18 protein-coding genes and 1 CRISPR repeat array are annotated in these 20,330 nt (G+C 38.4%); of the genes, 16 read left to right on the forward strand and 2 right to left on the reverse strand.

The window, feature by feature from the left end; all coding sequences use genetic code 11:
• From HWQ43_RS05555 to HWQ43_RS05565, 3 genes are all read left to right on the forward strand, one after another.
• Positions 1-526: fructosamine kinase family protein (locus tag HWQ43_RS05555; protein WP_292731073.1), on the forward strand; the 526-nt coding region annotated here is incomplete at its 5' end.
• Between the two features lie 395 nt (positions 527-921).
• Positions 922-1,902: a phospholipase D-like domain-containing protein gene (locus HWQ43_RS05560; protein WP_292731075.1), complete on the forward strand. Its 981-nt coding sequence runs from the start codon at positions 922-924 to the stop codon at positions 1,900-1,902.
• A gap of 48 nt (positions 1,903-1,950) precedes the next feature.
• A complete protein-coding gene (locus HWQ43_RS05565; RefSeq protein WP_292731077.1) occupies positions 1,951-4,167 on the forward strand; it encodes an SNF2-related protein in 2,217 nt (738 codons plus the stop codon).
• Between the two features lie 342 nt (positions 4,168-4,509).
• On the opposite strand, the gene HWQ43_RS05570 is transcribed toward HWQ43_RS05565, so the two are convergent.
• On the reverse strand, positions 4,510-5,379 hold the full coding sequence (locus tag HWQ43_RS05570; protein WP_292731079.1) for a WYL domain-containing protein: 870 nt from the start codon (positions 5,377-5,379) through the stop codon (positions 4,510-4,512).
• 169 nt (positions 5,380-5,548) lie between these two features.
• Between HWQ43_RS05570 and HWQ43_RS05575 the strand changes: the two genes are divergently transcribed.
• The 13 genes from HWQ43_RS05575 to cas2 all read left to right on the forward strand — a co-directional run bounded on the left by HWQ43_RS05575 (position 5,549) and on the right by cas2 (position 18,666).
• Complete coding sequence (locus HWQ43_RS05575) at positions 5,549-5,809, forward strand: DUF433 domain-containing protein (RefSeq protein ID WP_292731080.1); 261 nt, start codon at positions 5,549-5,551, stop codon at positions 5,807-5,809.
• Positions 5,806-6,081 (forward strand): DUF5615 family PIN-like protein, encoded by a 276-nt coding sequence (locus tag HWQ43_RS05580; RefSeq protein WP_366932790.1) that lies wholly within the window; start codon positions 5,806-5,808, stop codon positions 6,079-6,081. Before HWQ43_RS05575 ends, HWQ43_RS05580 begins: the two co-directional genes overlap by 4 nt.
• A gap of 107 nt (positions 6,082-6,188) precedes the next feature.
• A complete protein-coding gene (gene cas3, locus HWQ43_RS05585) occupies positions 6,189-8,366 on the forward strand; it encodes a type I-D CRISPR-associated helicase Cas3' (RefSeq protein WP_292731082.1) in 2,178 nt (725 codons plus the stop codon).
• Between the two features lie 314 nt (positions 8,367-8,680).
• Positions 8,681-8,902, forward strand: a complete 222-nt coding sequence (locus HWQ43_RS05590; protein WP_292731084.1) for a DUF433 domain-containing protein — start codon at positions 8,681-8,683, stop codon at positions 8,900-8,902.
• Positions 8,903-8,919: 17 nt separating this feature from the next.
• A complete protein-coding gene (locus HWQ43_RS05595) occupies positions 8,920-9,939 on the forward strand; it encodes a PDDEXK nuclease domain-containing protein (RefSeq protein WP_292731086.1) in 1,020 nt (339 codons plus the stop codon).
• A 17-nt stretch (positions 9,940-9,956) separates the two neighbouring features.
• Positions 9,957-13,247: a type I-D CRISPR-associated protein Cas10d/Csc3 gene (gene cas10d / locus HWQ43_RS05600; protein WP_292731088.1), complete on the forward strand. Its 3,291-nt coding sequence runs from the start codon at positions 9,957-9,959 to the stop codon at positions 13,245-13,247.
• A gap of 50 nt (positions 13,248-13,297) precedes the next feature.
• Complete coding sequence (gene cas7d, locus HWQ43_RS05605) at positions 13,298-14,314, forward strand: type I-D CRISPR-associated protein Cas7/Csc2 (RefSeq protein ID WP_292731090.1); 1,017 nt, start codon at positions 13,298-13,300, stop codon at positions 14,312-14,314.
• Entirely contained in the window at positions 14,314-15,021 is a 708-nt protein-coding gene (gene cas5d, locus HWQ43_RS05610) for a type I-D CRISPR-associated protein Cas5/Csc1 (protein WP_292731092.1), read from the forward strand. The genes cas7d and cas5d overlap by 1 nt, the downstream gene beginning before the upstream one ends.
• A 114-nt stretch (positions 15,022-15,135) precedes the next feature.
• Positions 15,136-15,756, forward strand: coding sequence for a 2OG-Fe(II) oxygenase (locus HWQ43_RS05615; protein WP_292731094.1), 621 nt, complete (start codon positions 15,136-15,138; stop codon positions 15,754-15,756).
• Positions 15,746-16,582 carry a CRISPR-associated endoribonuclease Cas6 gene (cas6, locus tag HWQ43_RS05620; RefSeq protein WP_292731096.1) on the forward strand — a complete coding sequence of 279 codons (837 nt, stop codon included), beginning with the start codon at positions 15,746-15,748 and terminating at the stop codon, positions 16,580-16,582. Before HWQ43_RS05615 ends, cas6 begins: the two co-directional genes overlap by 11 nt.
• A gap of 31 nt (positions 16,583-16,613) precedes the next feature.
• Positions 16,614-17,207, forward strand: a complete 594-nt coding sequence (gene cas4, locus HWQ43_RS05625; RefSeq protein ID WP_292731098.1) for a CRISPR-associated protein Cas4 — start codon at positions 16,614-16,616, stop codon at positions 17,205-17,207.
• Positions 17,208-17,356: 149 nt separating this feature from the next.
• Positions 17,357-18,361, forward strand: coding sequence for a type I-D CRISPR-associated endonuclease Cas1d (gene cas1d, locus HWQ43_RS05630; protein ID WP_292731101.1), 1,005 nt, complete (start codon positions 17,357-17,359; stop codon positions 18,359-18,361).
• A 14-nt stretch (positions 18,362-18,375) separates the two neighbouring features.
• Entirely contained in the window at positions 18,376-18,666 is a 291-nt protein-coding gene (gene cas2 / locus HWQ43_RS05635) for a CRISPR-associated endonuclease Cas2 (RefSeq protein ID WP_196525544.1), read from the forward strand.
• A gap of 268 nt (positions 18,667-18,934) precedes the next feature.
• Positions 18,935-19,618: direct repeats of the CRISPR family, unit length 37 nt; unit sequence ATTGCAATTCATTAAAATCCCTATTAGGGATTGAAAC.
• Positions 19,619-19,698: 80 nt separating this feature from the next.
• Here the strand turns inward: cas2 and HWQ43_RS05640 are convergent.
• Entirely contained in the window at positions 19,699-20,283 is a 585-nt protein-coding gene (locus tag HWQ43_RS05640; protein WP_292731104.1) for an NAD(P)H-dependent oxidoreductase, read from the reverse strand.
• Between the last annotated feature and the right edge of the window lie 47 nt (positions 20,284-20,330).

Here is a 20,330-nt window from a genome sequence, read left to right on the forward strand (position 1 = left end):
CAAGCTAACCGTCCTTGAGCATTTCTACTCATTTAGGTTAAACGAGTCGCACGTCAGTACCACACCCCAAATCAATACTTGGACAGCAGACTGGACGGAATTTTATATTAAACATCGCTTGGGTTATCAATTTCAGTTGGCAAGGCGACGGGGAGGTAATTTTCCCCAGCAAGACAAGTTACTGGCTGCTATCCCTGAACTATTGGCGGATCATCAGGTACAACCTTCTTTAGTACATGGCGATTTATGGGGCGGAAATGCTGGGTGTACAGCGTCGGGAGAACCAGTGATATTTGATCCAGCAACTTATTTTGGCGATCACGAAGTTGATATCGCCATGACAGAATTGTTTGGTGGTTTCCCCGCAGCGTTTTATAAAGGTTACAACGAGATATTTCCGTTAGATACAGGCTATGAACGCAGAAAAACGCTCTATAACCTGTATCACATTTTGAATCACTTCAATTTATTTGGCGGCGGTTATAGTTCGCAAGCCAACCGAATGATTGACCAGATTTTGCGTTGAACTTCACCTTTTTACAAAGTTCCAATAGTCTGAATCGCTCCTCCACAATAAAACATAAGCATGTAGAAAAGCAATTGCTTGTGGTGGAATGCTGGCGTCAATGCCCAGCAGTATATAGAGTACGTATAACCTAGCATGACATTCTAAAAAATTAGAATTCTAGAGAGCGCGATGGTCATTCACACTAATCTTATGTGCGAGTGACTAATTTTTTTAATTTTTTTGTATGATGCAACTTTTATAGTACTATTGTACCAAATCAGTATTTTGTTTACTGATTTTGAAAGTATTTAAGGGTCGAGAGCCAAGATTCATAATTAATAGAAATTGATTTTTGGGCTTGGTACTACTCCATTGACCTGTAATTTTGTCACGAATATTAATAGTAAATAAAAATGGCTCAAAAATCAAACGGTAATGAATCTGAATCACAGCCTAATTTAGAGAAGGAAAACTTTAACATGAAATGGCCTCCTAATGCATTATTTCCTCTTAATCTTCCTAGTGAAAAGAGAAATGTTAAGCAAGAAGTGATTAAAGATATTAATTCAAGTGAAAATTATTTAATAAACACAGGATTTAGCTCGCTGGGAAATATCATAGATATTTTTAATACTGAGGTTGATATGTCCACAATTAATTCTGTCCGTATTCTTCTTGGTTCGGAGCCTGATAACCGCCCCAGAAAGTTTTGGAAAATAGTTGATTTACAAAAAGAAATAAAAGACTACTGGTTAGAACGTGGATATTCTTTATTGAAGGGCGGAAACATTATTAAAACTATTGAATATATTAGAACTGGTAAACTCCATTTTAAAATTTTGGATAATTTTCATGCAAAACTCTATATTGGCAAGAGATATGCAATTTCAGGTTCTTCTAACTTTAGCAAAAATGGTTTATCTCAACAGTTAGAAGCTAATGTCAGGGTTGATAATAACTCTATGATAATTTTTGAAAAACAACAGTACGAAGGAATGGAAGAGATTGCAGAAAATTATTATAAATTGGGGCAAGACTACAAAGATGAAATCATAGATTTATTAGAAAAATTAATGTCACTCACGTCTTGGGAAGAAGCTTTGGCGAGAGCGCTCGCAGAAATCCTAGAATGCAATTGGTTCAAAGAATTTCCTCAACTATATGAAAAATTAAATAATATTAGCTTGTGGCCTGCACAGAGATATGGTTTAGGACAAGCATTATATATATTACAAACTCAAGGTTGTGTCTTGATTGCCGATCCGACTGGTTCTGGTAAGACTAAGCTCATCAGTACACTTCAATTATTACTATTCTACTGGTTGTGGGAATCTGACAGAATGAATAAATCATATATATTGACAATATGTCCGCCAATAGTACAAAACAATTAACATCAAGAATTTGTTGATATAGGCTTTGCTCAGAGTTCACAGGTTTCAATGGGATTATTAAGCCATTCTCATAACTCTAGACATAAAAATATTTTGAAAGAAATTCAAATAGCTAATATCTTAACAATAGATGAAGCTCATAATTATTTAAATTCAAAATCTCAGCGAAGTGATAATATTTCAAAGCATAAAGCTGACTATATTATTCTTTCTACCGCCACGCCTATTAGCAAGCAAGTCAGAGATTTATTACGCTTGATAGAAATGCTTGATGTCGATAACTTAGATGATGATGAACTAAATCAGTTAAAAAGACTGAAAAAAGGTGGATTGTTGAAGAATGCTAGAGAAACAGAGAATTTAAGAAATTATATTAAAAAAATTATTGTCCGTAGAACTAAAAAACAATTTAAAAATTTAATTAAACAAGAACCAGAGAAGTATAAAGATAAATTTGGAAGATTATGTCGATATCCCAAAACTGAGAGTCACACTTATGCTACTAAAGAAACAACAAAGGACAAATCAATAGCTTTAGAAATTAATAATCTTGCTCAACAGTTAAAGGGAATTGTATATTTACAAAAGTTAGAAAAGACTGACTATTATTTTGAAATTGGAGAGGAAGCTTATATTAAGATGAGGTTAAATACAGCAAATGCGCTAGCAATATTTGCTGTACAAGCAAGATTGAGGTCTTCGAGAGTAGCTTTAATAGAACTTATAGAAGGAACAAAGGTAGTTCTAGATGAATTTAAATTTACAACTTCTAAAATACACTCTGGAAACATTATTGAAAAATTAGAAACCTATAATAGAAAACTTCCTGACAATAAACTTTCTGATGATTTGCTACCATCCTGGCTAACAAATTTAGTAGAATATAAAAAAGTTTGTGATGAAGAAATTAAAATATACAAACAAATAGCACAATTAGTAAGAAAAATATCATCCGCACGCGAAAATTCAAAAGTCAATAAACTAGTTAAACTTTTTGAAAAACATAATTTAGTTATTGCATTTGATAGTACTATAATAACTCTAGATTATTTGAAAAAGCTGATTACAGACAATCACACAAATATCGAAACTTGTATAGTGACTGGGACAACAACAAAAGATACAGCATTAAAAAAATTTGAACTAGGTTCAAAAGAGAATAATATTTTGGGATTGCTTTCTGACTGTATGTCAGAAGGTGTTAATTTACAGCAGGCATCTGCTGTATTATTTTTAGATATGCCAACTGTTCTCCGAATAGCTGAACAACGTATTGGTAGAATTGATAGATTAGACAGTCCTCATAAAAAAATCCAAGTTTTTTGGCCATCTGACTCTGATGAATTTGCGTTGAAAACAGATAAAAAATTAATTAAAAATTCTTTAGACGCAGAGAGTTTAATTGGATTAAACTTTGACATTCCTCCTCAAATTTTAGATAAACACATGGATGAAATTGTACGTCCTGAAGACTTTGTAGAGGTTTTGGAAAAACTTGAGCAAGAAGACTATATTTGGGAAGGGATACAAGATGCCTTTAAACCAGTTCATGATTTATATGAAGGAGAAAATTCACTTATCAAAAGAAAGGATTATTTATATTTTAAAGATGTGAATGCAAGCGTAAAAGTCAAAATAAGTATATTAGAATCTAAAGAAAGTTGGTTATTTATAGCAACGAGAGCAGGGAAATCATCACCACCCAGATGGTATTTTATTGATTCAAAAGATTGTATCTATTCAGAGCTACCAGAGATATGTAGAGAACTAAGAGCAAAATTGAACACATCAATTAAACCAGAGAAGTGGACTGACACAACAACTCAAGTTCTAAGTCGATATCTTCAGCTTCTTAAAAATAATGAAATTAAACTCTTACCAAATAAGAGAAGAAGAGCATTAGAAGTTGTACAGTTTATAATTGAAAGACAATTACAGATCACTAAAAATGCCTCTAAAAAGAGTCTATATGAAGAAGTACTTGAGCTATTTAAACCAACTTCAATAGACTCAGAGTATAGTATCAATTATTATCTTTTTTCACAGCAATGGCTTGATATACTTAATCCTTATTTATTTGAGAAACGCCAAGACATAAAATACAAAAGACAAATAGTTAGTTTAAACGACTTAAAAGAAGATAAAGAATTTCACAAGATTTTACTGAACCCTGAAAAGCTAGAACAAATAATCAATAATCTACCATATACTCAACCAATTTGGCAAAATGTTGCTGCTTGCATCATTGGGATTTCATCAAAATAAATAATTGCGCTTTGTGAATAAAAAGGTATCAGATAATGATTCTTGTGCCACTTTGTAATTTTTAAGCATACGAAAAGGTGATCGTTGCTCAAAACTTACTCAGAAGTATTGTAAAAGTAAAACTTATGAGTCAGCAAACTTAAGTTATAGCAATTTTAAGCTTTATAAACCTTAGTTAAGATAGGGAGTAGGCAGTGCGAAAAGACAAGATTTTTTTTATAACCCTACTAAATATCAACTACCATCAACTATTGCTTCTATCCTGTCTTAAAGGAGATGTGTAGTTAATAGTAGTTAATATTTGTCTCTTGCCCTTAATGCAACTATATCCTTTAGTATAATTTACTCTGTGGTTTCAATATCATATAAATTGCATAGAGTGAGGAGTTTTTGTTTGAGGCGATCGCGCACATTCTCTGGTAATATCACTACACAATCTGGCGCATACTGCATAACTTCCCGCATAAACCAAAATGTACTAGATACTCGCCTAATCACTCGTCGAACTTTTGGTTTATCTGGTAGCCATTCATGGATATCATCTTCTGGTTTAGCTTGATAAGCAAAAGCCAAATTTGCTAATAAGTGCATTTCTACTTTTATCTCATCCAAATTAGTACGCCATTCACCAGTAAGTGAAGTCACCGCCGCATCCGTAATTCGGTCTAATCGCAAACTCCAGTTGTGAACCAGTTCTGGGATATCAAAGTTTCCTTCTGTTTCCTCACACCAGCAATCAAGATATTGTCGCTTTTCGTGGGGTGCTACTTTGGCGTGGCGAACCGTAAAGTTTAATAAACGTCCAGTTGCATCTTGATAGGAAAGCTGAAAGGGCTGTTCGCGCAAGATATAGCGGTCTATCTCTAAGCGCCAAGGTGGGGGCAAATTCTCTAAGAAACGTTCGATTTCGCCCCGCAACGGTAATGATAGTTCGCTGCGTTCGAGAAGTAAGTTTGCAATGATTTGGGCTTGTTCAATTTGCCCAATGTCTGTCAACGCATTGATACATCTATGTAATGCCCTGATGCGTGGTTCTTTCCAATCGTTATTGTTACCGATGAGTAACTTACGTTGAGCGATCGCTTTAATTAACTTAGAGATGTTAGGCTGCTCTTCTCCCCACATCATACCGAATTCACGAGCGATCGCTTCTAGCTCGGCTTTATCATGTTCTGATATCGACAGTGTAATAGATTGACCTTTTCGACTCATTAAGATTGTCCGTATACTTTGTACATATTTTCTCTTGTCAACTTCTATTTTGCGTGCCAATATAGTTTTTAACAACCAGTTACGGACACTATTTAAGTGTATATCCGAATATAGAATTAGGAGAAGAGGATTCATTGAAAAGAATTACAACAAATTTGGAGAAGTTTCAATGACTAAGAACGATTTACTATCTCGAATTTCCATTGATCCAAATATTTGTTTCGGTAAACCTTGTATTAAAGGTCATCGTATTTGGGTTAGTTTAATTCTCGACCTTCTTGCAAGTGGAGAAAAAATAGAGACAATTTTAGAAGAATATCCCGGCTTGGAAGGAGAAGATATCCTAGCCTGTATTGCATACGCTGCGGAGATGACAAGAGATAGCTATGTAGAAATTCCTTTAGGATTGCAAAAGGAATCAAAAAAGTGAATATTAAACTTGATGAAAATCTTGGTAGTCTGCGAGTAGCTACATTATTGCGTCTTGCAGGACATGATGTTGCCACTGTTCGAGAACAAGGTTTAATTTCAACTCATGATGAGGAATTAATTGATATTTGTCGTAGCGAGAATAGATGTTTAGTAACGATAGATAGAGGATTCGGAAATCGTCTTAAATATAATCCTTCTCACTATACAGGAATTATAGTCATTCGTTTACCATCTCGTCCTGCTTTTGAAGATTATCGTACAGTTACATAAACTCTAATTGCTGGACTTGAAGCAGCAGATGTGACTGGTAAATTATGGATAATTCGACAAGGAAGTATTCAAGAATATCAGGATATTGAGGTGGAGAGAAAAGACAAATGACGGAAGCATACAAAATTACTCTCAAGCCTGTTTACTCGCAAACCGTCCCAACACCTGACGGGGTGAAATTACCTAAAGATTGGTTGCTTTCTTGGCATCAAGCCGCAACTTTAGAAGCGTTGCGCGATCCAAATATTGATGTCGTGTTCAATACTGCGATGACTGGCGATGGTAAAAGTCTAGCGGCTTACCTTGAAGTCCTTCAGGGAGAATTTTCTGCGATCGGACTTTACCCAACCAATGAACTCGCCCGCGATCAAGAAACGCAGATTAGAGGATATGTAGAAAAATTCCAGCCAGAAAATCAGCCGCGTGTAGTGCGACTCAGTGGGGCTGATTTAGAGATTTATGCAGAAAATGAAGGATTAAAAAAAGGGGCTGCGATCGCAACTCTCACTAACCAGAGAGAAGCATTATTAACTAACCCTGATATTTTTCACTACCTACATCGAGGTGCTTATATAATTCGTGGCGATAGTCCTGATAAACTATGGGGCAGAATTGATAAAGATTTTGACTTATTCATTTTTGATGAATTTCATGTTTTTGCTGCTCCACAAATTGCTAGCGTGATTAACACAATGCTGTTAATTCGCTGTACAAATCGCCGTAAGAAATTTCTGTTTCTCTCAGCCACACCAGATACAAACTTAATTGGGCGATTAGAAAAAGCAGGATTTCGTTGTAAAGAAATCGATCCTCTAAAACAAAATAAATATCAGTTTCCCGATACACAAGAAGAGGGGCAGCAGTTGCAAACACAAGGCTGGCGGCAGGTAGCACGGACAATTACGCTGAATTTGATTCCTTTGGAACCATCGTTTAAAGCTTCAGAAACCTGGCTAAAAGAAAATAGTGATTTAATTTTGGCTCAGTTTCAGCAGTATCTAGGAAGTAAAGGTGCAATCATCCTTAACTCAATTGCAGCAGTCAAACGCCTCACGCAATTTTTTCGGGAAATATTACAGCCTTACGGATTGAAAGTTGGAGAGAATACAGGGCTATCAGGAAAAGGAGAAAAAGAGCGAAGTCTTTCTGCTGATTTGGTTATTGGTACTAGCACGATCGATGTTGGGGTTGATTTCAAAATCAATTTTCTAATTTTTGAATCATCCGATGCAGGTAACTTTATCCAACGTTTAGGACGCTTAGGAAGGCATGACGAATATGAGAAAGATGGTCAAAAAATTAAGTTTGAAAATTTCACAGCTTTTTCTCTAGTTCCTAACTTTTTGGTAGAGCGATTGTTTAAGGGTGATACTCCACCGTTAGAAATGAATAGTATTTGCGATCGCCCCTCTTTTCACAATACAATTACTGAGAATTATCGACAAATCAACGATTTTCGTGGTTATTATCGTCGTTGGGGGGCTGTGCAATCATTTTGGCTATTTTATCAGTTGAGCGATCGCACAATTAAACAACAGTATGCACAAAGCCGAGACAAGTTTCAAGAAGCCTGTGAACAAGTATTTGAAACTAGTCTGAAGTCTGCGGCTGGATGTGTTTCAGGATGGGCGAAAGATTGGCAAGCTCTTTCTGGTAAATCAGGAAATCCTATTGCTGAGGATGCTGCTAGTTTTCGAGGTTCAAGTCCTTTGCAATGTGGTTTATACGACTTAACGGAAGAAAACGAAGCAGATAGGTTTAAAACCTACGATTTACCGGGTATTTTGGGCAATTTAGAAATTAAAATGTGGACGGAAGCGGCATTTATACGGACACTCAAAGAAACCGCAGAACGCACGGGACAACCCATTGCTAAAGGTAGATTTGCTCATTGTCTGGCATTTATGAAGTTGCGTTCCTACCGAGAGGAACGGCTGAACTGGAAGTTTACCTACTCTGGCGACTTACAGCCAATTGCTGACGCTTGGAAAGTTCAGGTTTTGACTGGTGTGGAAATTTGGCAACCTGACAACTATTGGGTTGGGGAAATTAACAAACGCCTAAAAAAGGAAGGTTTGGTTTGTTACGTGATTCGCCGTCCTCTTGCTGAAGTGCGGATGCGGCTAAGGCTACCGATGAATTTTCAGATTTATGGCATCAGCGATCAGTATAGCTTTCATGATGCTACTGCGCCCTATGCGATCGGTTTTGGTCACTCTGCGCTGCTGCTGGATACGCTTGCTTACACGTTTAAAAGTAAAGGAGATGAGATATGGGTTGCTTGAGGTTTCAATCCCTGATAGGGATTTTGGTTAGTGTAACGGAGAAAGAGCTTACGCCAGTAAGTTCAGACGTATTTATTTCAATCCCTGATAGGGATTAGTAATCTCACGTTATTTGTATAGTGAGTCTCCGTCTTGATCTGAGAATAACAGATAGTGGGTGAACGTAACCGCCATCAAGTGCTGACTTATTTAGCTGGGTACAAGTCTGGAATACATCAAAATCTTAAAGCAGTTGATTTTATGAATGCTTCCTTCTTTTCTTAGCGTAAAAATATAATTGGCAAAGAAAAAAAATTCCTTATCTGACATAACCCATGAACGAACAAAAACTTTTAGAAAGAATCACAATCAACCCTAAAATCTTTGGTGGTAAACCAATTATTCGAGGTCGTTGCCTAGCTGTTGAACATATTTTGGGAATGTTGGCGGCGGGAGATACTATCGAAACCTTGCTAGAAAGTTATCCCTGGTTAGAACGAGAAGATGTACAAGCCTGTTTGCTCTACTATGCGCGTCGGCTAGTTGGTGATGAATAAGTTGAAACTTTTCCGCTATGAGTAACCCGGTTTCAGACAATTACAGACATCTACTAATGGAAATAAAACAGCGTATTCGTTCAGCCCAGTATGAAGCACTAAAAGCAGTTAATCGGGAAATGATTAACCTCTACTGGGACATTGGACAGATAATTGTTACTCAACAACAGGGCGCTAGCTGGGGAAAATCCGTAGTAGAACAGTTAGCAAAAGACTTACAAGCAGAGTTTCCAGGAATTAGCGGATTTTCTGCTGCTAACCTCTGGCAGATGAGGCTTTTTTATGAATCTTATGTCAACAATGAAAAACTCGCATTAATGGTGCGAGAAATTGGATGGAGTCACAATCTGGTCATTGTAGAGAAGTGCAAAGATGACCTAGAACGGGAATTTTATATCAGAATGACTCGTAAATTTGGCTGGACAAAGAATGTTTTGATTCACCAAATTGAAAATCAAACCTATGAAAAGACTCTGTTGAATCAGACTAACTTTGATAAAACTGTTCCAGCAGAAATCCGTAACCAATTAAAACTAGCTGTCAAAAATGAATATACTTTTGATTTCTTGGAACTAGCAGATGAACACAGTGAACGCCAGCTAGAACAGGCAATTTTAACAAGAGTTGAACCATTCTTGCAAGAAATGGGTGGGATATTTGCTTTTATAGGTAGTCAATATCGGCTACAAATTGATGAAGAGGAATATTTTATAGATATTTTACTATATCATCGCCGCTTAAAGTGTTTGGTAGCGATAGAACTGAAAATTGGTAATTTTTTACCTGAATATGTAGGCAAGATGCAGTTTTATTTAGCTGTTTTAGATGACACAGTAAAGCTACCTGATGAAAATCCTTCCATTGGAATTATTCTTTGCAAGTCTAAGCAGAGAACGATTGTTGAATATGCATTGAGGGAATCTAATAAACCAATTGGTGTAGGAACTTATCAAGTGGTTTCAACATTGCCTCAAGAATTAAAAAATCAGCTTCCGGCTCCAGAGCAAGTTGCCAAGTTGCTAGAAGGCGTAGAGTAAAAAACTGGAGTTTGAAAATGTCTAATGATGATTGGTTATCAGGTGATTTTGGTTTTGATGGAGATTATTCAGACCGCACTATTGAAACTGAAGGTGAGTTACTAACACTCAAGTTATTACGAGAAGCAATTCAATCTCAAAATCCAGATGATAAGGTAATGGCAGACTTTGGTGAGTATGTTTTACCAAATCTGTTGCGGATAGCCATTGGTGTAACGGCGAAAGGCGGTAAGTTTTTTGATGAAATTGACCAGCAGCGAGAAGCAGAAGGGAAAATTAAAGTTAGACGAGATAACGCTGCCGATCAATCACTGAATACTCACTTACTCAATGGATTATTCCCAGCAAATTTAATTGAGAAACGTTTAGAAAAGCTCAATACCACAGTGCAGCGAGTGGTGAAAGAGCGAGAACGTAGATTAGTAATTGCTGGATTTATTTTACATGATTTTGAAAAGTTTCCTGATATACCTGAAAACTGCCGCAAGTTACCCTTAGCAGAACATCGTGAAATTATTGATAAAAAAGTTCACCAGTTAAGACTAGATAAATTTATAAATCCAGAAAATCCTGAAGCTTATCGAGAGTATCTAGATGATTTGTTGTGCATGGCTTATAATGCTCAACGTCGCTGGGATACTAACTGGAATTTTTCTGAGTTTGGATTGAATCCTCTTCTCAAAGACCGCACGCTTCGCAGTTTATCTGATTTAACTTGTTTGGCTGATTCTCTCGCCTCAATTGTTAAACATCCCCAAGATGCAGAACATCCTAGACTCAAAGAAATCATCCACAGCCTCAGTAATGGGCAATTAAAATTTACCTATCACAGCATTGCTGAGAATCGTGGTGTTTTAACTAATGTGGTGAATAATGCTTTAATTCAGGCTCATACTAGTCTCAATACTGATGAGGATACCTACTATGAGCCTTTGTTATATCTGCCAACAGGCGTGATTTACTTGGCTTCGCGTAATGCTCCAGCTATCTCGCCGGAAGATTTACCAGACCGTGTAGTTAACAGTATTAAATCACTTTGTGCAGGTCAATTACGCCTCAGACAAACAGGATTTGGTAGAGATGGCAAAGGCATGAAATATGCCGAATATTACAACTTATTTTTTGATGACATAGGCTTGATGAAAGTAGCCTTAGATGCTACATTACGCATCTTAAACCCTAATAAAGGCTCTGTCGCTAAAAGTCGCAGCGAAAATCTGAATAAGTTTCAGCAACAAAATGTTTTATCTGCTGATTATGACTTCAAATTTGAAGACGATATCCGTATTGACCAAATAGCAGAATTTGGTGATTTAGTTAGCCGGAAGATTTGGGAAGAAACAGTTAATCGCGTTGATTCTGCTCGTAAAAAAGATAAAAAGCTGCCAGCAGTTCCCGATTTTGATTTAACTCATAAAGTTGCAGAATTTTGGAATTTAGCAGAATGTTTACCCCAAATTAGAGAAATTCAACGCATTAACGAAAGTCTCAAAGAAAACAAGTTAAAGGGGAATACTGGAGGAGTACCTTATGAATGGTATTATCTCGCAGCTAAATATTTAGAACATCATCCAGGAATTGAAGATGTACGCAAACCTTGTCAGCAAGTCATTGACTATTTGACAACCTTAATTTCTCCGATAATTTCTCAGTATGAATTGCCTGATGGTTGGGATGATTTAAGGCTTTGGGTAAAACGAGTTGTGATGTTACCAGGTACTAATCAAGAGCCATCTGTTAAAACGCAAGTTGAAACATTTATAAATGAGTTAGATAATTACAATGCTGCAAAAAAAGCAGGGCGAGGGAAACAATTAATCTGCTCAATTTCTCATTCTGCTTACACTGTTACTGAGCAAATGGAATCAGCAGTTTTATTTACGCCACAAGTTTATACAAACAAGCAAATGTTAGGAGGTTCTAACGCTAAACGCAATATCTCCAGTATTGCAGGTGTGGAAATGATGCTCAGGCAAATCTTGATGAATCAAACTCAAGCTGTAGGTAAGCGATTTGAAGATGGGAAATATCGCTATCTCTACTTTTATCCTACTTATTACTTTACTCCAGAGACTAACAAGTTTTTGCAGAAAGCTTACAATGGTATTGCTCAAACTCGCTTTGATACCAGCGTCCGCAATCATTTTATCAGTAAGGATTTACAGGCGGATTTGGGGCGCGATCGCTACCAAAGTGTAGATAGTTTCTTAATTGATGAAAACCTCCAGCGTGACAAGGATCGCACCTTTAAGCTTTCCTATCCTGAAGACCAGCCTTTAACATTTTACTTCATGGCACTCCCGCCAGGAAGAGACAGCACCGATACAGAATCTTGGGTAATGCCAACTTGGTTAGCGTTTGCTTTCCCGATGATTTTAGATGTTAAAACTGTGGTTTCAGAGTCACCAATTCCACCTTTTAACGATGGGGCTGAATTTGAGGAAAGCGTTTTCCTTGATAGTGCGCCTCATGCTTTCCGTGCTTTAGTAAGGCGCGATCGCTTCCGTCTTGACTACATCCTCGAAGGCTGGAACGAAAACGGCATCCAATACCCAGCACCTTTAAATGTACTTACCGCCGCTTACGCCATTCATTTAGATGTGAATGCGCGACAGGGTAAGTCTGGTTACGATGCCAACTGGGGAAGATTTACTGAACTGGCTAAAGATTTTGAAACCAGTCCGTTGTACGTCTTTTCTTATCTCAATCGCTGGGTGCGTAACCAAGGATCAGAAACAGCACGAATTGAAAAAATCCGGCTTTATGCTTATCATTTTTATCCTTGTTTTGACCCTTATGTGAAATATGACACTAATATGGAGCAATTAATTGTGGGAGAAGCATCAAGCTTGAATCATCCTAAGAAATTAACAGATTTATACCGCAGATTTTACCGAGCTAATAAGCGTTATAATCCTAAATCTAATGCTGTGTTGAAACCAGTTGATATTGCGGCTGAAACTATACTCAAAGCTGAGTCAAGTGTGTTTCAGGGAGAAACATTAGTTGTGGCTGTTGCAGCAGAAGTTTTTAAACTCATGGATCGCGTTCATTCTTCTACTGCTGAAGGACGTTGGATCATGAGCAAACGAGAAGAAGAACGGCAAGCTGTTCTAGATTTTGCCAAGTATTTTGTAGTGGAGATATTTGATAACGCATTTGCAGGCGATCGCGCTCGTTTAGCCGGTCGTCAACTCAACTTAATTCGAGATACCTGTGAATTTCTTTATCGCCTTGAAGATGACAAAGAAAATGCAGGAAGAAATGAAAATATTCCTGTAATAGACGATGTTAATGAACCGGAATAAGTTCTTCTTCTAGAAGTAAACAAGTAGTAAACAATTTTCTGGAGAAAATCATGGCAATTTTAAAAACTGTTGAACCTAAATTCTTTCAAACTGAGATTCCTTACAAACCAATGGGTAAATATGTTCATTTCTTAACTATTCGCATTACTGAATCTTATCCACTATTCCAGACAGATGCAGAACTGAATAAAGCACGGGTAAGAGCAGGAGTTAAAGACAAAACCACAATTAGCCGTTTGTCAATGTTCAAGCGCAAACAGTCCACCCCAGAGCGTTTAGTCGGTCGGGAATTGCTGCGTAATTATGGCTTGATGACTGCTGAAGAATGCGAATACAACGTGAATTTTGCAATGGATAATCCTGATTGCATCATTTACGGTTTCGCTATTGGTGACTCTGGCTCTGAAAAATCGAAAGTTGTAGTAGATACGGCATTTTCAATTACAGCTTTTGATGAATCACACGAAACATTCACCCTCAACGCTCCTTATGAAAATGGTACGATGGCTTCCAAGGGTGAAAATGGTTCTAAACCTGGTGAAGTTACCAGTCGAATTAATCAACAAGATCACATTAGACCACAAGTTTTCTTTCCTAGTATTGTCACGTTGAAAGACCCCACTGAAGCTAGCTTCCTTTACGTTTTTAATAACATTCTGCGAACTCGTCATTATGGAGCGCAAACCACCCGTACAGGTCGCGTCAGAAACGAGTTAATTGGTGTTGTATTTGCGGATGGAGAAATCACCAGTAACCTGCGTTGGACTCAGGCAATATATGACCAAATGAAATCTAACAATACTTTAAATGCTCCCGATCCACTAGATGAAGATGATGTAATCACTGCTGCAAAAAATGCTATTGAGGCGTTAATGGCTGATGAGTTTATTGTTCACACAGATTTGATTGGTGATGCTTTTATATCCCTAATTAATGAAGTCAAAACTTTAACAGTAAGTGAGAAAGGAATTCAGGCAATTTTACAAAAAGCTGATGCAGAAGCTAAAGATTATGCCAAGAAGCATATCAGCAAGAAGAAAACGGCTGCGAAAGCGGGGAAAGAGTAATGGTGTTTATTTATCGCTGTCAAATAGAACTACATGATAGCCTTTATTTCGCAACTCGTGAAATCGGGCGATTGTATGAAACAGAGCCAATAATTCACAATTACGCTCTTTGTTATGCACTGGGTTTAGTTGATAGCCAAATCTACTCTACTACCGTTGCTGAAGAACATTATTATCGCTATTTTTGTCCTGAACAAGTGCCAAAATATGAGGCGCATCTAACGCCACTCAATCAACAGGAAATTTATGTAACTCCGGCGCGATCGCTCAATCATTCTTCTATCCTCAACACCTGGAAGTATGCTAACAATAACTACCACGTTGAAATGGAGAAAACACAGAAAAATATCCCTAGTTTTGGCAGAGCAAAAGAAATAGCACTAGAAAGTAGATTTGAGTTTTTTGTCATATCTCAAAAAGAACTCAAACTACCAAAGTGGATTCGCTTGGGTAAATGGATGAGCAAGGCTGAAGTTACCGTTGAACCATTACCGAAACCGAAAATTGCTGAGGGTATATTCACTTGTACACATCCATTAAATCCATTAGATGTGATGTTCACTAATCAAGTGATTAGCTATGATGTTGTGAATATGCCTCCAGTTAGCTTAATTCAGAATGTCCAAATGCGAGGTCAATACTATCAATTTGATGGCATTCAAAACTTAAAAATCCCAGTTCGGATAGAATATCGTTTTCGGAATTAATCACTTCCTGAAACCTTTACCACGTTTTTTCTTTTTCGCAGGTTCTAGCGTCCAGTCACAAATTACGTTACAATTTTTAGCCCCTGTTAGTTCTGTACGCTTCCCACACTCATCGTGAAACACTATCAACAACAAACCAACGCCTTCCCCAGCGACTACCTAAACAACTTGTGGGGAGAAATCCAAGCTTGTCCTTACTTTGCTATCAACAACCTCAACCGCGATTTTGTCGCCACTAAAGGATTTTCTGTAGTATTTCAGCGTTCTGGATTAGCAAAAGTAGAACAGCAGTTTCCCTACTTCAAGCCTTACCTAGATTTGGCGCTCCAGCCGAATTGTAATGCTTTTTACCTCAATCCTTTACAGCTAAAAGAAGGCTCTCGCGTCGATCCGCATATCGATCGCTCCTTACGTTCCTACAGCAAAACTGTTGAACCGCCTGCGGTTGTCAGTGTCCTTTATGTGCGCGTACCTGCGGATATGGAAGGGGGAGAATTGGTACTGCGATCGCACAAACGCCAACTTGGGCAAATTAAACCCCAATTCAATACTTTAGTTTATTTTCAAGGTGATTTAACCCATTCTGTTAACGCTGTCAAAACCCCAGGAAATCGCCTAAGTCTCGTTTGTGAACAGTATAGTTTGAGTGATGCTGAACTCCAGGAAATCCCTGAGTTTACTGTAGAGTCAAGAAGCACTCAGTCTACAACCAAAAAGAGAAAGTATGCCTCATAGTTTAGTGTTGAATTTGCTACCTCAATCGCCTATTCCACCACAATATCTTACAGGTAGACATCTCCACGCCCTATTTTTAACCCTTGTTAGTTCTGTAGATAGCACATTAGGCGATCGCTTGCACGATTCCACCGCAGATAAAGCTTTCACCCTCTCTCCCTTACAAATTAATCCCCCCCTTTTGAAGGGGGGTAAGGGGGGATCTAAATTGCAATACTCACATCAACAACCCATTCCCGCCGGAACTCCTTGTTGGTGGCGCATCTCTTTATTAGATGACACTCTATTTGGCAAACTTACCCAACTTTGGCTAAATCTTAATCCCAATCGCCCTTGGCATCTTGGCCCGGCTGACTTGTATATTACCAGCATTCAAGGCACACCCCAATCTATTCAACCTTGGGCAAATGCCAGTACTTATGCTCAATTATACGAAGAAGCTAGCGATCGCAATTCTTCCATTAACCTTAGCTTCTCCACGCCTACCGCCTTCCGTCAAGGGCAGTATGACAGTACCCTTCCTACTAGAGAATCTGTTTTCAATTCCCTACTTTCGCGGTGGAATAAATACAGTGGCATAGAATTTCCTCAGATTGCGATCGAGTCAATATTTCCCTCATTTGTCAATATTCACACAGAAATATTAGCTGATTCTCGCAGCAAATTTATTGGCATCCTTGGCGAAGTTACCTATAAGATTTTAGGGGCAGTTGAACCAATACAAATTAAGCAGATTAACGCTTTAGCTGACTTTGCTTTATATACTGGTGTCGGCAGAAAAACAACAATGGGTATGGGAATGACGCGGCGGCTGTATTCTCCATAATTTCAATAATCATTTAAAAACCACCTAAGTTATGAATCAAACCGAATATATTTCCATTGCGGCATTGAATCAATATGCCTATTGTCCGCATCGCTGTTGGCGGATGTTTTGTGCAGGGGAATTTACTGATAATCAATACACAATTGAAGGTACTACTTTACACGATCGCGTCCACACGACAAGCGATATACAGCGAGGAGAAACTTGGCAAGTTCGGGCAATTTGGCTGAAGTCGGAGCAATATAAACTCATCGGTAAATCTGATTTAATTGAAGCAGAATCTGGTCAAATTTACCCAGTGGAATACAAACGGGGACGCAAAGGCGAATGGGATAACGATGAGTTGCAAGTTTGTGCCCAAGCCTTATGTTTAGAAGAGATGATGGGACAAGCAGTTAACACTGGATATATCTATTATGCCCACTCCCATCAACGGCAATTAGTAGAAATTAATCAAGGGTTACGGCAAAGTGCGATCGCTACTATTGAATCTGTCACAAATCTCCTAGAAACAGGAGCAATGCCAAAACCAGTTTACAGCAAACGCTGCCAAGGATGTAGTCTTTATTCGCAATGTTTGCCCAAAGCAACTGATAAAGTCAAAAGTTACCAAGAATTAAATTAAATCATACCCCAAAACCATCATGTAGAGACGCGATTTATCGCGTCTTAAAAGACCAATTATCTACACCAACAACCCTTGCCAACCCGTATTTAATTATACCCGACAAATCTATTCACTCAATCTCCAATTATTACTAGGAATAATCAAAAATGGGAACACTTTACGTAACACAAGCCGATGCTTTTATCGGTAAAGTTGACGAACGCCTCACCGTTAAAGCCGAACAAAAAACAATCTTAGATATCCCTTTAATTAAAATAGAGGGAATTGTAGTACTAGGACGGGCTACTATTTCTCCCGCCGTCGTCAGTGAACTTTTAGAACGTCACATTTGTTTAACATTTCTCACACAAAACGGACGATATTTAGGGCGTTTAGAACCAGAAGCTACTAAAAATATCTTTGTTCGTAAAGCCCAATGGCAAGCTGTGGGAGAATCAGAACCAGCAATCCATTTAGTTAGGGGATTTGTGCGGGGTAAATTAAAAAATTACCGCCATAGCTTACTTCGCACTCAGCGAGAACATCCTGATGTTGATTTAAATAATAACATCACTCGATTGGAAAACGCGATCGCACCAATCGAAAAAACGAACAGTATTGATTCCCTCAGAGGCTTAGAAGGTGCTGGTAGTGCAGCCTATTTTGGTTGCTTTCAACAACTAATCAAAACCTCAGAATTTCGATTTGAAGCCAGACGCCGCCGCCCACCAACCGATCCAGTTAATGCCCTACTGAGCTTTGGGTATTCATTACTACGTCATGATGTGCAAAGTGCTTTAAATATTGTTGGCTTCGATCCTTATCTAGGATACTTACATGTCGAGCGTTATGGTAGACCTTCCCTAGCGTTGGACTTGATGGAAGAGTTTCGTCCTTTAATAGTGGATGCTGTAGTTTTGTCGCTGATTAACAAGCGATCGCTAACCTTAACTGACTTTACCACCGAACCGCTCAGTGGTGCTGTGTCTTTAACCAAAGAGGGATTGCATACATTTCTTCGCGCCTACGAACAAAAGAAACAATCGAATTTCAAACATCCAGTCATGGGAAACAAATGTACCTACCAAGAATCCTTTGAAATTCAAGCGAGGTTATTAAGTAAGTACCTCATGAACGAAATCGATAAATATCCCCCTTTAGTTCTTAAATAACTCCCCATTAACCCATGTATTATATTGTTGTCAGCTACGACATTCCAGAAGATAAGCGTCGGACTAAAATCCATTCGGTTCTCAAGTCTTACGGACAATGGATGCAACTGAGTGTGTTTGAGTGCAATATCACTTCCACTCAGTATGCTAAACTGCGATCGCGTTTAGCTAAATTGATTAAACCGGACACAGACAGCGTTCGCTTTTATTTTCTCTGTGGCTGTTGTCAGCGAAAAGTCGAACGCATTGGCGGAGAACAGCCACGGGACGAAACAATTTTCTTTGCTGAGTCTCCTTCTAGCTAGGTTCCTGCATCTCAAATGCGCGGAAGGGTAGGTATAGAAATTTCACAGCCATAAAAAAGTGCTTATATCCCAACTCCAGTAAGCCTTTTAAGCCATTAGTCGCCTAATCCTCATCCGCGCAATCTCTGAAATGCTTATCAAAATGCGATTTCAGGCTTTAAATTTTCCTGGCGCTCTTTCCAAACGAATTCTCTAATGCTATGATTGCCCTTGAATCGCGCAACCGTACCTTAAAAACTAAATATAGCTTGACTTTCAGCCTCCCGCAATTGCAATTCATTAAAATCCCTATTAGGGATTGAAACTCGATGACTTACCGCGATTCTCAAAGTGTGGATAAAATTGCAATTCATTAAAATCCCTATTAGGGATTGAAACATTCCCTCTGCCTCTATTAGCTCGTTAGCCTGTCTATTGCAATTCATTAAAATCCCTATTAGGGATTGAAACTTTACTTCTTCTGCTGGCAGGTGTTTTCCTGATGGAATTGCAATTCATTAAAATCCCTATTAGGGATTGAAACTTAAGATGGGTTATACCTGGCTCGCTAATGCTATATTGCAATTCATTAAAATCCCTATTAGGGATTGAAACGCAAGAGCGGCGGCGGCTTCACCTTGAGCTACAGATTGCAATTCATTAAAATCCCTATTAGGGATTGAAACACTAACAGTACCTAGACAAATTGACACTATAAATTGCAATTCATTAAAATCCCTATTAGGGATTGAAACGAAAAATACAAGGGGCAAACCGCAAGGCAAAATATTGCAATTCATCAAAATCCCTATTAGGGATTGAAACAGGCTTTGCAGCACAGGACATAGTATCATGACAATTGCAATTCATCAAAATCCCTATTAGGGATTGAAACCTCTTGGTGGTAGCTATGGGCGCGTCTGGTTTGAATCAGAGATTGCAATTCATCAAAATCTCTATTAGGTATAAAGCTTGTTTTACTTCTAAATTCTGACTCCTGAATTCTGAATTCTGCTGTAGAGGTGTTCGTTATTTACTGAACACCTGAAGAGTTTAATTGAGCTTCAGCAATATCTTTGTTAAGCCATCGCCTAACCGTTCAATAGATTGTTGCTGTTTCGGATCTTTTAACGTGCCATCAGCATTAAAGGCTTCATAAGCTTTGGATACTGCTATCTGGTCGGGAAGTACTAAAACTTTGATGTTTCCCAAAATAGAACGCAGGTGAACTAACCCCCGCAAACCACCAAGAGCGCCTGGGGAAGCGCTCATAATACTAGCAACCTTCCCTCCAAAAGCAGTCAAAGCCAACGGTGCTTCATTTTGATATGGACGGGATGCCCAGTCAATGGCATTTTTCAAAACTGCTGTGAGTGAACTGTTATATTCCGGCGAAGCAATCAGCAATCCTTGATGAGAAATCAGCAAATCCTTGAAAGTACGGGCGTTGGCAGGTAGTCCTTCTTGAGCTTCCAAGTCTTCATCATACAGAGGTAAAGGCAAATCGCGGAGGTCTATATAAGTTACTTCTGCGCCTGCTGCCTTAGCGCCAGCCGCAGCGATTTTTACCAATTTTTTGTTGTAAGAATCAATCCGGGTGCTGCCAGCAAAGGCGAGGATTTTCGGTGTAGATGCCATAATTCTAGGTTGAATGGGAAGGATTAAAGGATTAACCTGTTCAGCTG

This window comes from Nostoc sp. JL31 (genome assembly GCF_017114965.1).
GTDB lineage: Bacteria > Cyanobacteriota > Cyanobacteriia > Cyanobacteriales > Nostocaceae > Nostoc > Nostoc punctiforme_A.

Coding starts and splice junctions, on each gene's coding strand:
- cas2 (WP_196525544.1), top strand. CDS start 18,376: ATGTATTATATTGTTGTCAGCTACGACATTCCAGAAGATAAGCGTCGG.
- HWQ43_RS05590 (WP_292731084.1), top strand. CDS start 8,681: ATGAACGAACAAAAACTTTTAGAAAGAATCACAATCAACCCTAAAATC.
- cas1d (WP_292731101.1), top strand. CDS start 17,357: ATGGGAACACTTTACGTAACACAAGCCGATGCTTTTATCGGTAAAGTT.
- cas6 (WP_292731096.1), top strand. CDS start 15,746: ATGCCTCATAGTTTAGTGTTGAATTTGCTACCTCAATCGCCTATTCCA.
- cas5d (WP_292731092.1), top strand. CDS start 14,314: ATGGTGTTTATTTATCGCTGTCAAATAGAACTACATGATAGCCTTTAT.
- HWQ43_RS05560 (WP_292731075.1), top strand. CDS start 922: ATGGCTCAAAAATCAAACGGTAATGAATCTGAATCACAGCCTAATTTA.
- cas3 (WP_292731082.1), top strand. CDS start 6,189: ATGACGGAAGCATACAAAATTACTCTCAAGCCTGTTTACTCGCAAACC.
- HWQ43_RS05640 (WP_292731104.1), bottom strand. CDS start 20,283: ATGGCATCTACACCGAAAATCCTCGCCTTTGCTGGCAGCACCCGGATT.
- HWQ43_RS05575 (WP_292731080.1), top strand. CDS start 5,549: ATGACTAAGAACGATTTACTATCTCGAATTTCCATTGATCCAAATATT.
- HWQ43_RS05565 (WP_292731077.1), top strand. CDS start 1,951: ATGGGATTATTAAGCCATTCTCATAACTCTAGACATAAAAATATTTTG.
- cas7d (WP_292731090.1), top strand. CDS start 13,298: ATGGCAATTTTAAAAACTGTTGAACCTAAATTCTTTCAAACTGAGATT.
- cas10d (WP_292731088.1), top strand. CDS start 9,957: ATGTCTAATGATGATTGGTTATCAGGTGATTTTGGTTTTGATGGAGAT.
- HWQ43_RS05570 (WP_292731079.1), bottom strand. CDS start 5,379: ATGAGTCGAAAAGGTCAATCTATTACACTGTCGATATCAGAACATGAT.
- cas4 (WP_292731098.1), top strand. CDS start 16,614: ATGAATCAAACCGAATATATTTCCATTGCGGCATTGAATCAATATGCC.
- HWQ43_RS05595 (WP_292731086.1), top strand. CDS start 8,920: ATGAGTAACCCGGTTTCAGACAATTACAGACATCTACTAATGGAAATA.